14 protein-coding genes and 1 riboswitch are annotated in these 12,435 nt (G+C 70.3%); of the genes, 6 read left to right on the top strand and 8 right to left on the bottom strand.

All coding sequences use genetic code 11. The features are described 5' to 3' along the window. Positions 1-37 precede the first annotated feature (37 nt). From RM1_RS06560 to RM1_RS06550, 3 genes are all read right to left on the bottom strand, one after another. Positions 38-1,732 carry an MDR family MFS transporter gene (locus RM1_RS06560; RefSeq protein WP_072750527.1) on the bottom strand — a complete coding sequence of 565 codons (1,695 nt, stop codon included), beginning with the start codon at positions 1,730-1,732 and terminating at the stop codon, positions 38-40. Continuing rightward, positions 1,729-2,286, bottom strand: coding sequence for a MarR family winged helix-turn-helix transcriptional regulator (locus RM1_RS06555; RefSeq protein ID WP_245816093.1), 558 nt, complete (start codon positions 2,284-2,286; stop codon positions 1,729-1,731). The genes RM1_RS06560 and RM1_RS06555 overlap by 4 nt, the downstream gene beginning before the upstream one ends. 112 nt (positions 2,287-2,398) lie before the next feature. Continuing rightward, on the bottom strand, positions 2,399-3,226 hold the full coding sequence (locus RM1_RS06550) for a crotonase/enoyl-CoA hydratase family protein (protein WP_072750525.1): 828 nt from the start codon (positions 3,224-3,226) through the stop codon (positions 2,399-2,401). A 126-nt stretch (positions 3,227-3,352) separates the two neighbouring features. On the opposite strand from RM1_RS06550, the gene uraD reads away from it, so the two are divergent. Further along, positions 3,353-3,874, top strand: coding sequence for a 2-oxo-4-hydroxy-4-carboxy-5-ureidoimidazoline decarboxylase (gene uraD / locus RM1_RS06545; RefSeq protein WP_072750524.1), 522 nt, complete (start codon positions 3,353-3,355; stop codon positions 3,872-3,874). Here uraD and RM1_RS06540 read toward each other — a convergent pair. Beyond that, positions 3,868-4,833 carry a helix-turn-helix transcriptional regulator gene (locus tag RM1_RS06540; protein WP_072750523.1) on the bottom strand — a complete coding sequence of 322 codons (966 nt, stop codon included), beginning with the start codon at positions 4,831-4,833 and terminating at the stop codon, positions 3,868-3,870. The two genes, uraD and RM1_RS06540, sit on opposite strands and share 7 nt — an antisense overlap. A 140-nt stretch (positions 4,834-4,973) precedes the next feature. On the opposite strand from RM1_RS06540, the gene RM1_RS06535 reads away from it, so the two are divergent. Beyond that, entirely contained in the window at positions 4,974-6,410 is a 1,437-nt protein-coding gene (locus RM1_RS06535; RefSeq protein ID WP_072750522.1) for an amidase, read from the top strand. Between the two features lie 39 nt (positions 6,411-6,449). Here the strand turns inward: RM1_RS06535 and RM1_RS06530 are convergent, their stop codons facing one another. After that, positions 6,450-7,088, bottom strand: a complete 639-nt coding sequence (locus tag RM1_RS06530) for a TetR/AcrR family transcriptional regulator (protein ID WP_245816110.1) — start codon at positions 7,086-7,088, stop codon at positions 6,450-6,452. A gap of 71 nt (positions 7,089-7,159) precedes the next feature. Between RM1_RS06530 and RM1_RS06525 the strand changes: the two genes are divergently transcribed. From RM1_RS06525 to RM1_RS06510, 4 genes are all read left to right on the top strand, one after another. Further along, a complete protein-coding gene (locus RM1_RS06525; protein WP_072750606.1) occupies positions 7,160-8,203 on the top strand; it encodes an ABC transporter permease in 1,044 nt (347 codons plus the stop codon). A 61-nt stretch (positions 8,204-8,264) separates the two neighbouring features. Further along, the gene (locus RM1_RS06520) at positions 8,265-8,738 is read left to right on the top strand and encodes a YbaK/EbsC family protein (RefSeq protein ID WP_072750521.1); all 474 of its coding nucleotides are present in this window, start codon (positions 8,265-8,267) and stop codon (positions 8,736-8,738) included. A gap of 177 nt (positions 8,739-8,915) precedes the next feature. After that, the gene (gene dszD / locus RM1_RS06515; RefSeq protein ID WP_027500460.1) at positions 8,916-9,467 is read left to right on the top strand and encodes an NADH:FMN oxidoreductase DszD; all 552 of its coding nucleotides are present in this window, start codon (positions 8,916-8,918) and stop codon (positions 9,465-9,467) included. Between the two features lie 120 nt (positions 9,468-9,587). Then, entirely contained in the window at positions 9,588-10,124 is a 537-nt protein-coding gene (locus tag RM1_RS06510) for a winged helix-turn-helix domain-containing protein (RefSeq protein WP_072750520.1), read from the top strand. A gap of 66 nt (positions 10,125-10,190) precedes the next feature. Here RM1_RS06510 and RM1_RS06505 read toward each other — a convergent pair whose 3' ends face one another. The 3 genes from RM1_RS06505 to RM1_RS06500 are packed head-to-tail and all read right to left on the bottom strand — an operon-like array spanning position 10,191 to position 12,246. Continuing rightward, positions 10,191-10,826, bottom strand: a complete 636-nt coding sequence (locus tag RM1_RS06505) for an LLM class oxidoreductase (RefSeq protein WP_072750519.1) — start codon at positions 10,824-10,826, stop codon at positions 10,191-10,193. Between the two features lie 46 nt (positions 10,827-10,872). After that, positions 10,873-10,965: a putative leader peptide gene (locus RM1_RS27140; protein WP_354578721.1), complete on the bottom strand. Its 93-nt coding sequence runs from the start codon at positions 10,963-10,965 to the stop codon at positions 10,873-10,875. 9 nt (positions 10,966-10,974) lie between these two features. After that, positions 10,975-12,246: an aminotransferase class V-fold PLP-dependent enzyme gene (locus tag RM1_RS06500; RefSeq protein WP_072750518.1), complete on the bottom strand. Its 1,272-nt coding sequence runs from the start codon at positions 12,244-12,246 to the stop codon at positions 10,975-10,977. A gap of 45 nt (positions 12,247-12,291) precedes the next feature. Beyond that, positions 12,292-12,407, bottom strand: a riboswitch (SAM riboswitch). Positions 12,408-12,435 lie beyond the last annotated feature (28 nt).

Raw genomic sequence — 12,435 nt, 5'->3', positions numbered from 1 at the left:
CGGCTACCGGACGAGGCCTCTCGTGCACATACCGTTCTCACTCCTCGGCGCCCTCGCCGGTTTCCTTCCTCGCCGCCGCCGAGGCCGCCAGTCCCCCTGCCGTGCGCAGCGGGACCTCCTTCCAGAAGAAGACCAGCACCAGGGCGACCAGCGCGACACCGGTCACCGACAGGAACACCGTCGACATCGACTCGGAGAACCCGACCTTGAACGGTTGGGCCAGCGCCGGGCTCAGCTGCTGGATGATCGAGCTGTCCTCGAGGACCTGACCCGCCGAGGTCACATCCTGGTTCGCCAGCCCGGTCGACAACGCCACATCGGCCGGGTTCGAGCTGTGCAGGCCGTCCACGACCGCCTGCTGGAAAGCCGGATCCGTGGCGGCCGAACGCAATTCGTTGCTGATGTTCGGGGTCAGCTGCGTGAACAGGATCGACAGGAACACCGCGACGCCGAGGGTGCCGCCGATCTGCCGGAAGAAGGTCGCGGCCGCCGTCGACACCCCCATGTCCTGCGGGGGCAACGCGTTCTGGATCGCCAGCGTCAGCGGCTGCATCAGGTTGCCGAGACCGAAGCCGGTGATCGCCATGAAGACCATGACGAGCGGCAGCGCCGAATCCGCGTGCACGAAGTGCAGCAGGAACATGCCGAGCGTGAGCAGCGAGGCGCCGATCAGCGGGTACGCCCGGTAGTGCCCCGTCTTGGAGATCCGCTGACCCGAGATGATCGAACCCGCCATGAGTCCGAGCACCATCGGCAGCATCTGCATGCCCGCCAGGGTGGGGCTCGACCCGCGAACCACCTGCAGGTACTGCGGCAGCAGCGTGATGCCGCCGAACATCGCCGCACCGACGACGATCGAGATGACCACGCCCATCGCGAAGGTGGAATTGCGGAACATCCGCAGCGGGATCAACGCGGCGTCGCGCATCCCCCGTTCCACGAAGATGAACCCGAGCACGCCGAGCACACCGATGACGTAGCAGGCGATTGAAAGGCTACTGTCCCAGCCCCATTCGCGACCCTGCTCGGCTACCACCAGCAGCGGCACGATGCCGATCGCGAGGACGAGCGCGCCCCACCAGTCGATCCGCACCCCGGGGCGGTGGACCCTCGGCAGGTGCAGCACCTTCGAGACCACCGCCAGCGCGAACACGCCGATCGGGACGTTGACCAGGAAAACCCAACGCCAGCCGTCGATTCCGAGGATGGTCTCCTGGCCGGCCAGCAGGCCGCCGAGCACCGGCCCCAGCACGCTGGACGTGCCGAAGACCGCGAGGAAATAGCCCTGATACTTGGCGCGTTCGCGCGGCCCGACGATGTCTCCGAGGATGGCGAGTGCCAACGACATCAGCCCGCCCGCGCCGAGGCCCTGGAAGGCGCGGAACGCCGCCAGCGCGTACATCGACTGGGCGAGGGTGCACAGCAGCGAGCCGAGCACGAAGATGACGATCGCGGCCATGAAGAACGGCTTGCGGCCGTACATGTCGGACAACTTGCCGTACAGCGGGGTGGAGAGCGTGGCGGTGATCAGGTACGCGGTGGTCACCCACGCCTGCAGCGCGTAACCCTGCAGGTCGTCGGCGATCGTCCGGATCGCCGTCGAGACGATGGTCTGGTCGAGCGAGGCCAGGAACATGCCAAGCATCAGTCCGCTCAGGATGACCAGGATCTCGCGGTGGCTGAACTCTCCCGCTACGGGTGCGGGGGCGGTGCGTTCGGGCGAATTGGTCATCGGACGCCACGCTCGCTGTCGCTGTCGCTCCGCAAGCTCCGCTCTGCCACAGGGTCGCTCCGCAGGCTCCGCTCCGGCGTGAACAGCGGGCGCATCCGCTCATAATCCGTCACGAACCGGTCCATCAGGCGCGCGAAATCCTGCAGGTCCTCGATGGGCCAATCGCCGAGCATCATGCCGAGCCGCTCGTTGCGCAGGTCGCGGATCCGGCCCGCGGCGGCCCGCCCGGACTCGGTGACGGCCAGTACGCTGGCCCTGCCGTCGGTCGGATCGGCCTGGCGCTGCACGTGCCCGCGTTCGACGAGCTGTGCCACCTGGCGACTGACGGTCGACGGGTCGGTGTACATCGACTCCGCCAGAGCGCCCGACCGCATCGGCCCGTCCTTGAGCAGGCGGAACAGGCAGGCGTAGGCCGCCGGGTCGATCCCGTCGGTTGACTTGGCGTGGGCGATGGTCCGGTCCCGCACCCGCTGCAGCCGAACCAGGTAATTGCCGATCTCGTCGGCGTATGGCTCGATCTCGTCTCGCATCACGCACCCCAATGCTTGCGTCACTCAACTAGTTTCCGGCCGCAAGTATGTGACGGGGGCACGCCGTTGGGCAAGCGGCGACGATGGGAACCGGCATCAGGTCGGCCGGAAGCCGGTTCCCACCGTCGAAAGAAGGTCAGCGACCCTTGAAGTCCGGGGTGCGCTTCTGGAACACCGCGGCCATGGCCTCACCGATGTCCTCGGAGGCGAGGAACGCCGCGTTCCATGCCGCCACGTACCGCAGGCTGTCGTCCACTCCTGCCGACCGGCTGTGATCGAGCACGTCCTTGATGCCATGCACCACCAGCGGCGGGTTCGCGGCGATCTCGGCTGCCGTCGCGTGCGCGGCGGCCAGGACGGCGTCTGCATCGGCGAACACGTCGTTGACCAGGCCGATCTTCTCGGCCCGCGCCGCGTCGATGTCCTTGCCGGTGAGCGCGAGCTCGCGCATGTGGCCGTCGCCGATGATCGCGGGCAGCCGGGCGAGGGTGCCCATGTCCGCGACGATCGCGACCTTCACCTCGCGAATGCTGAACTTCGCATCCGCGCTCGCGTACCGGATGTCGGCCGCGGTGACGAGGTCGACGGCGCCACCGATGCACCAGCCCTGGATGGCCGCGACGACCGGCTTGCGGCAGTCGGCCACGGCGTTGATCGAGCGCTGCATCTTCTTGATGTCGTCGTGGAAGGCGGTCCGGGGTGCGGCCTGCGCCTTGTCGCCGAGGACAGGCGCCATCATCGGGGCCATCGCCGCGAGGTCGAGGCCGAAGGAGAAGTGCTTGCCCGATCCGGCGAGGACCACCGCGCGCACCTCGGGGTCGGCGTCCAGCTCGGCGAAGATCAGCGGCAGCTCGCGCCAGAAGTCGGGACCCTGCGCGTTGCCCTTGCCGGGCCCGATGAGGGTCACCTGTGCGACGCGGTCCTTGCGCTCGACGGTGAAGGCGTTCCAGGTCTGCTCGGTCATTACTCAAGAGTAACAATCCCCGGCGGCGCGCGTTAAGGCTGCGCAAACTCCGCCCGCGGGGTCTTTTCCGGGGTCAGACTGAGGCGCAGAATCGGCTTTCCGGGGCCGGGCGAGATCGGAGATGCCATGTTGATGCATCAGGGGATCGGGCTCGACAGGTTCAACGCGTTGTCCGAGCGGGGTGCGGTGCACGCGCTGTTCGAGTGCTGCTGCTCGGCGACCTGGGCCCGGCAGGTCGCGGCGGGCAGGCCGTACGGCTCGCACCTCGACCTGCTCACCGCGGCGGACTCCGAGCTGTTCGAGCTGTCCGAGGTCGACATCGACCGCGCCCTCGAGTGTCATCCCGGGATCGCCCGCCGGGCCCAGACCACGGCCTCGAGCCAGGAGCAGTGTGCGGTCTGGGCGCCGGACGAGGCCACCATGTCCGCGGTGCTGGCGGCGACCGCCCGCTACGAGGAGAAGTTCGGGCGCGTCTATCTGTGGTGCGCCGCCGGGCGCGGCGCCACGGACCTGCTCGACGACCTGACCCACCGGCTGGGCAACTCCCCCGACACCGAACTCAAGACCATGCTCGGCGAGCTCGCGAAGATCAACCGGAGCCGGATCGAGCGGATGCTCGGCCCTGAGGGCGGCTACGTCGACTACTGACGCGCGGGCACGGCGCTGAGGCCGACCCTCGTCGCGAACACGGCCGCCGCCGTCCGATTCGGCGAGCCGGTCTTTCGCAGGATGTTCTCGACATGGGTTGCCACCGTGGCGGCGCCGACGCCGAGGGCGGCGGCGATCTGCGCGTTCGATCGGCCACCGGAGACGAGCACCAGCACTTCCAGCTCGCGCAGCGTCAACTCGGCGGGGGCGTCGACGCCGCGATACCGGACGAGCGTGCCGGCCCGGACCGACTCCAGACGGACCCGGTACACCTCGCCGTCGACGATCAGGATCCGGAACTCCGTGCCCGCCGCGCACAACTCCTGCCACGTCTGCCCTGCCCCGAGCAGGCGCGGCGAGGCGCCAGCCGTGACCGGCCACGGCCGACCCGCGACGTCCACAACGAAGGCCTCCTCGCCGGGCTCGACGCGAACCCGGCCACCCCCGGAGCTGGCCAGCGGGTCGATGGACTCGGCCAACGTCTCCGCGAGCAGGGAGACCAGCGCGAGCGACTGGTCGTCCATGCCGCCCTCCGCATAGGTGCTCAGGTTCAGCATCCCGACGTACCGTCCGTCCGGGGAGAACAGGCAGTGGCTGAGCCCGTCGCGGTAGCCGTGCGCCCCGATGACGTCGTCGAAGATCGCCCCACACCTACGGCCGGGCTCGATGTCGTGCAGCCGCAGCGGGATCCGGTGCTGCTGCAGCTCGGCGAACAGGGCCAGGTCCTGCATGCGCTCGTTCACCACCCGGGCCGCCTCCAGCGGATAGCCGAAGCTCGCCGAGGTCACATGCTGTCGCCGCATCGGGTCCCAACGGGAGAGCGCCGCGTGGTCGTGCGGGACCGCGGCGCGCAACGCGAACAGCAGCCTGCCCGCCTCCGGGGCCCGCGAACCCGCGCCGACCTCCGCGCGCAGACGTACGGCGGCACCAAGACGCTCGCGCGCGGACGACGTTCTCATGGCAGGAGTATGCCCGGCCCCTGATCGCGACCGCCGCGGTTCGCGCTTGTCCGCGGAACGCCTCCGTAGAACGACGGAGGCCGGGCGCGCCGCCTCGCCCTACCGTCCGCGGAACCAGCAACCACATCGAGGAGGACCGGATGGACATCGGCGAGTACGCGGCACAGGACGCAACGGGCCTTGCGGCCCTGATCCGTGACCGGCAGGTCAGCGCGGCAGAGGTCGCGGCGGCCGCGGGCGAGGCGCTCGACAGGGTCGACCCGCAGTTGTCCGCGATCGCGGGCGAGCGGTACGAGACCCCGCTCGGCTACGACGAGACCGGCGTCTTCGCGGGAGTTCCCTTCGCGATCAAGGACCTCATCGCGCACGCGGAGGGCGTCCCGACCCGCAGCGGCAGCCGGTTGTTCGGCCCTGGCGTCACCTACCCGTACGACACCTACCTGATGGCCCGCTTCCGCCGGGCCGGCCTGGCCACCATGGCGACCACCACCTCCCCCGAGTTCGGCTTCAACGCCACAACGGAGGCGCTGGCCTACGGCGGCCCGACCCGCAATCCGTGGGACCTCACCCGCAGCGCCGGCGGCTCCAGCGGAGGTTCGGCCGCGCTGGTCGCGGCGGGCGCGCTGCCGATGGCGCACGCCAACGACGGCGGCGGGTCGATCCGGATCCCGGCCGCAGCCTGCGGGGCCGTCGGCCTCAAACCGAGCAGGGGCCGGATCACCGCGGGGCCGGACTTCGCCGATCCGCTGATGGGCCTCGGCGTCGAGTTCGCGATCACGCGGAGCGTGCGCGACTGCGCCGCGCTGTTCGACGCCGTGCACGGCTCCGAGCCGGGCGACCGCTACCTGTTCCCCGCGCAGGAGCGGCCCTTCGCCGAGCAGGCGCGGACCGGATCTCGGCGGTTGCGGATCGCCTTCACCACGACCCCAGCCGACCCGGACCGCGCGGTGGACGCCGAGAGCGCGGCCGCGGTGCGGCTGGTCGCGCAGCAGTTGTCGGAGTTTGGCCACGACGTGCACGAGGCGGCGCCGTCGATCGACTCCGCGGCGTTCGACCGCGCCAACCTGGATGCGTGGTGCAGCTTCCTCGGCGATGCCGTGACCGGTGCCGCAGCGCAGTTGGGGCTGACCCCAGGGCGGGAACACCTCGAGGCGACCACCCTCGCGTGCGTGGAGCACGGGAAGACGCTGTCCGCCTTCGACATCTACGCCGCCGAACGCGTGTTCAACACCGTGACCAGGGAGGTCGCGCGGTTCCTCACCGGATTCGACGTCCTGCTGACGCCGACGACGAGCCTGCCGACCGTCCCGCTCGGGCGCCTCGACGCCGACGACCCGGCGCTGGACGCGCGGGGCTGGTACGACCGGATCTTCGAGTACGCGTCGTTCACGGCAGTGTTCAACGCGACAGGGCACCCCGCCATCTCGCTTCCGCTCGCCCAGTCGACGCAGGGCTGGCCGATCGGCATGCAGTTCGTCGGCCGGTACGGCGACGAGGGGACGCTACTGGCGCTGGCGGGCGATCTCGAGCGGGCCATGCCGTGGGCCGACCGACGCCCGCCGGTCTCGGTGTACTGACCGCGGCGCCGCGGTTGGGTGGCAGGCGGGCGGGCCCACTCAACCGCGGGTTGCGCTCGCGATCGCCCCGGCGAACAGCTCGGACACCGCCGTCTGTACCGCATGCCGGTCGACCTGCTCGGGGTCGACCGCGTGCTCGAGCATCAGCCCGGAGATCAGCGCCATCAGCGTGATCGCGGTATTGCGGGCGTCGAGGCGCCTGCCGACGCCCCAGTCCGCCGCCCGCTCGGCGATGAGCTCCTCGAGTTGGCCGCGCAGGTGCCGCCGCTCGCGCAGGTAGGCCTGCGCGATCTTCGGGTCCCTGGCGGCCTGCAGGCCGAACTCGAGCACGAGCAGCGCCCAGCCGGGGTCGGAGATCAGCCAGGAGCTGATCGTCTCGCCGCCACGCCCCGCGGCGGCGGTGGGGCTGAGCCCGGCGATCTCGGCGAGCACCCGCCCGGCCAGCTCGAGGGACCGCTGCGCGAACAGCTCCGCGAACAGGTCCTGCTTGGACTCGAAGTTCGAGTACACCGCACCCTTGGTGAACCCCGCCCTGCGGGCGATGTCCGCCAGCGTGGCCGCGGCGAAGCCGTTCTCGACGAATTCCTCGGCGGCCGCGTCGATCAGCCGTTGGCGCACCACGTCGCGTCCTGGCCGGGCGAGCGGACCCGGCGGTGACGCAGCTCTCCCTTGACCGATCTCATTCACGATACCTACGGTATTCAATACCGAGAGTATCGGCAAGGATGCGCCGCGAGAGCAAGGAAGCCATGACGACCACCACCACCGAACCGCACCGGTCCACCAGCCCGACCGATCGCTACAGCCCGCGGCAGATCATGATCGCGGTGGTCCTCGGCGTGCTGCTGCTGCAGCTCGGCTTCATCACCAGCTACGTGGCCGCGTTCCACCAGCCGACCCCGCGCGACATCCCGATCGCGGTGGTCGCCGAGATCGGCCTGCCCGACGGCATCGGCCAGCAGGTCACCGACGAGCTCAACCTCATCGACGGCCACCCGGTCGAGGCGAGGACGGCGGCCAACACCTACGACGCGCGCTCGCTGATCCGGGACCGCGAGATCATGGGCGCCTACGTCATCAGCCCCACCGGCACCGACACCCTCATCACAGCCAACGCCGCGGGCAGCTCGGCCGCGACCGCCCTCGAGGGCATCTTCACCAAGGTCGACGCCGCCGAGCACCGCACCTTCGTCGTCCGCGACGAGGTGCCGGTCGCGGTGCACGACAACCGCGGCCTGTCCGGCTTCTACCTCTCGCTCGGCTGGGTGGTCGGCGGCTACCTGCTCGCCGCCGCCATCGGACTGCTCATCGGCGCACCGCGCACCCTGCGGGAGGCTGGCAGGCACATCGCGATCATGGCCGGGTACGCCGCGATCTCGGGATTCCTCGGCGCGCTCATCACCACGCACCTGCTCGGCACCTTCACCGGCCACCTGCTGCCGCTCTCGCTGCTCGGCGCGGGCGTGGTCTTCGCGACCGGCATCTTCACCATGGGCCTGCGGGCGTCGGTGGGGATCCTCGCGGTGCCGCTGGCGATCCTGATCTTCGTCGTGCTCGGGAACCCGAGCGCAGGAGGTGCTTTCGGCTCCAACGTGCTGCCGGGCTTCTACGCCGCCATCGGGCGCTGGATCACCCCTGGAGCGGGCACCGAGGGCGTGCGTTCGATCGTCTACTTCCAGGGCACCGGAGTCGGCCAGCCGATCGTCACGCTCGTCATCTACGCCGTGCTGGGTGTCGCGCTCATGCTCGGCTGCACCGCGAGGAACACCAGGCAGACGGCCGCCGCGGCGTGAGTGCCGCGACACGGCGGCCCGCATGCCGTGCGCAGCCGCCGTGCCGGTCCTACTGTGGGGCATGGCCAGGCTCCTGCACCCGAACGCCGCCCACGTCGCGCGCGTCCTGATCTCCCGTGGCCATCACGGTGTGGTGGTGACCCAGGACGAGTCGACCCACACCGCCGAGGCGGCCGCAGCCGCGCTGGGCGTCGAGGTCGGCGCGATCACGAAATCGCTGGTGTTCCTGCTCGACGACGACCCGATCCTGCTGCTGGTCTCCGGCGCCCACCGGGTCGACATCGAGCACACCGGCAAACGGCTCGAGGGCGCCCTGACCCGGGCACCCGCCGACACGGTCCTGGAGGTGACCGGCCAGCCGATCGGCGGCGTCGCCCCGGTCGGGCACCCGACGAATCTGCCGACGTATGTGGATGCTGCGCTCTCCCAGTACCCCGAACTGTGGGCGGCGGCAGGCCATCCCGCGACCGTGTTCCGCACCACCTTCACCGAGCTGCTCCGCATCACGGCCGGGCTGGCCATCGACGTCGACTGACCCGGGTCCTATAGTGGGCGAAAACAGATCCCTGGAGGCGAAGTGACTGACGGAGTGTGGAGCCGGCGACACGTCGACCTGTGCCGCACCTCCGCGAGCCGGTGTCCGAGCTGATCCGACTCGTCGCACGCACCGCTGGTGCGTGCATCTAGCGCAGCCGAAGATCCGGAGAATCCGTTGTCACAGCCACTCGAGAACCTGCCGAACGCAGCCACCCCCGAGGACCCGATCGGCATCACCGCCGACCAGTACCGGGCGGCGATGCGCCGTTACCCGGCGGGCGTCACCATCGTCACGCTCGACTCAGGGGCTGGGCCGGTCGGCTTCACCGCCACCTCGTTCGCGTCGATCTCGCTGGACCCGCCGCTGGTCTCGTTCAACATCGCGCACACCTCCTCGTCCATCAAGGCGCTGCACGGCGCCGACTCGCTGGTGATCCACCTGCTCGGCGAACACCAGCAGCACCTGGCCCAGCGCTTCTCGCGCAGCGCCGATCAGCGCTTCGCGGACGAATCGCTGTGGAAGCGCCTCGAGACCGGCGAGCCGGTGCTGCACGGCACTCCGATCTGGCTGCGGACCACCGTCCACCAGCTCATCCCGATCGGCGACCACACGCTGGTCATCGGGCTGGTCACGCGGGTGCACGACGAGGACGACGCGGAGGCGGCCGCGGCTCCCCTGCTGTACCACGACGGCCAGTACTTCCGCCCGACCCCGCTCGGCGAATGATCCCGGCGGCGAACATCACCATGCCCACCTCCACCTTCACCTCCCCCGTTCGGAGTGAGTGTCGCAGCTGTCGTTAACCACGACCGGCGCACACCATCACAATTGAACTGGGAGTTACCCATGATTGATTCCACACTGGGACAGCGGGATTCGAATCCCGACCTCATCCTCACCCTGCAATTCAGCAACACCGGATCCACCGATCGGCAGCAGCTGGTCGCCCTCGCGAACGCCCTTCGCGCGACCGCGCAGGAGCTCCTCCCCGGGGTCAGCACCCGGGCCCGGATGGACACCGCACCCACACCCGCCGCCGCACCCTCGAAGCCGGCGGTCATCGACGCGCCGCTGGTCATCGACCTCCCGGCCCGTCAGGTGTTCACCCGCGGCGTGCCGGTCTCGTTGAGCCACACCGAGTTCGAGATCCTCTCCCACCTGGCACGACGGCCGCGGGTGGTGGTCTCCAGGCGTCGGCTGCTCGAGCTGAGCGGCAATCTCGGCGAGCGCGAGCGGGCGGGGCGCAGCGTGGACGTACACGTCTCCCGGGTCCGGATGAAGCTGGGGCGTTACGGCTGGCTGGTGTCCACCGTCCGCGGCACCGGCTACCGCTTCGATCCCGACCCCCGGGTCCGCATCATCACCGAGCCCGTGGCGGCCTGACCGCATACGACGGCGGGAGCCACCGGCCGGCATGACCGACCGACGGCTCCCGCCACCATGTGCCAGTTACGAGGCGAGAATGCTTCTGCCGGAAGTCAACCCGAACTGACCGAGCACCTCGCCGAGCGTCGCCGATGGCCGGGTGAGGCCGCGCTCGTGCAGCAGCGGCAGCACGTCGTCGACCACTCGGTCGAGCACGCGGGGCAGGACCAGCGGCAGCAGGGTCACCCCGTCGGCGACCCCAGCCGCGCTGATGTCGGCGATCAGCCCGGCCAGCCCCGATGCCGTCCCGACGTAGGAGATCGAGTCGGGCAGCCGGGCACCCCGGAGCCCACCGTCGAGCAGGGCCAGTTCCCTTCGTGCGGAACGTGAATCATCGCCGAGGAGCACCTCGACGTCGAGCAGCACGGTGACCGAGTCCGGGTCCCGGCCATCCGCCGCGACGTCCGCCCGGATCCGGTCACGCTGTTGCTGTGCCCCGCGGAGGTCGTGCGCCCGGATTCGGACAACGGTGCCGGGAACCGCGGCCAGGTCGAGCTGCGCATCGGGGTCCGCAGGCGCGGTCAGGTCCACCCAATAGTCGGTGAGCCCGAGCGGGATCCGGAAGTCGGTGTGCGCCGCGGATGCCGGATGGTGTCCGGCGCCGGACAATTCGACCGCGACATGCAGCGGCCGGGTACGGAAAGTCGAAATGGTGGACATGGGTCTCCTCGAGGGATGCGTGCGAGCTGATGAGCTGGGGACGAGCTCAGCCCAGACACATGCCCGACGCGGTACGGCAGAGATCCACATGCCGACGGCACCACCGAGCGTCAGTCGCCACGGTCGTCACGGGTGCCATGGCGCGAGTTTACCCGGCAAGGCCCGCCGCGGGTCGGCGACCGTCCACCAGTTCCCGCAGCGCCGCGACCAACCGGTCCACGTCGGCCGCATGGCTGCCCAGCCCGAGGCTCGCCCGAACCGCACCGTCCGGCCTGCCGAGCCGGGCCAGCAGCGGGTGCGCACAGAACCGACCGTCGCGTACCCCGATGCCGTGCCGATCCGAGAGGTAGCTCGCCACTTCACGCGGCGTGCAGCCGTCGACGGCAAAGGTGACGATGCCGACCGAATCCGGTGAGTCGGACCAGATCCGGAGCAGCTCGACACCGTCGATGCCGCGCAGCCCGTCGACGAGCCGCGCGCACAGGGCACGCTCGTGCCGCTCCGAGGCGTCCGCGTCCAGCCCGGCCAGCGCCGTGCAGGCCGCCGCCAGCGCCGCGACGCCGAGCACATTGGGGGTCCCTGCCTCGTGCCGCTGCGGGGCAGGAGCCCAGTCGACGCCCGCCGCCGAGACGTCGCGGGTCGCGCCGCCACCGACCAGATACGGCTCGGCGGCGTCCAGCCAGTCCCGCCTGCCGATGAGCGCGCCCGCCCCGAACGGCGCGTACAGCTTGTGGCCGGAGAAGGCCAGGTAGTCGATGCCGAGCTCGGCGATGTCCACCCGCCGGTGCGGCAGCAACTGGGCGCCGTCGACCAGGATCCGCGCCCCGCAGGCGTGCGCGACCTCGGCGAGCCGGGCGATCGGCAGCACCTCACCGGTGACGTTGGAGGCGCCGGTGACGGCGAGCAGCGCGGCCGGCTTGCTGCACAGCTCGGCGACGATCCGCTGCACCGTCTCGGCGACGGTGTCAGCGGACCGGACGATCCGCGCGCCGTTCTTCTTCCAGGGCAACAGATTTGCGTGATGCTCGATGTCGAGGACGACGGTGTCGCCCGGCACGCAGCCGGCGAGCAGGTTCAGCGAGTCGGTGGTGTTCCTGGTGAACACCACCACGTCGTCCGCCCTGGCCCCGACGAACCCGGCGACCACGTCGCGTGCTCCCTCATAGCTGGCGGTGGACACCTGCGAGGCGTACCCGGCGCCCCGGTGCACGCTGGCGTAGTACGGCAGCAGATCCTGCACGCGCGCCGTGACCTGCGCCAGGGCGGGCGCGCTTGCCGCGTAGTCGAAGTTCGCGTACGTGCAGGTCCCGCCGCCGGACAGCGGGACGGTCAGGTCGGCGCCGGAGACCTCGGCGAACGGCCGGTCGGTGGAGCAGCGCTCGTCGGAGCGAACGGCGGTGGCGGTGAGTACAGCAGTCATCAGACATCCCTCGGTCAGGGACCCGTGTGCTTGTGGAAGACAACGAGCCCGCGCTTGCCGGGTCCGGTGTTGGACCACAGCCAGGTCGTCACCCGGGGCACCCCACCGCGGTGGAGGGTTGCCGGCCAGCAAGCCGGGGCTATCTGCTGGCACTCATGACCTACGGCGAGGATGGCAGTTCGGAAAGCG

Source organism: Rhodococcus maanshanensis NBRC 100610, assembly GCF_001894865.1.
Lineage (GTDB): Bacteria > Actinomycetota > Actinomycetes > Mycobacteriales > Mycobacteriaceae > Rhodococcus_G > Rhodococcus_G maanshanensis.
Note: the sequence above shows the minus strand (reverse complement) of the source record. Positions and strands in the feature narration are given on the sequence as shown.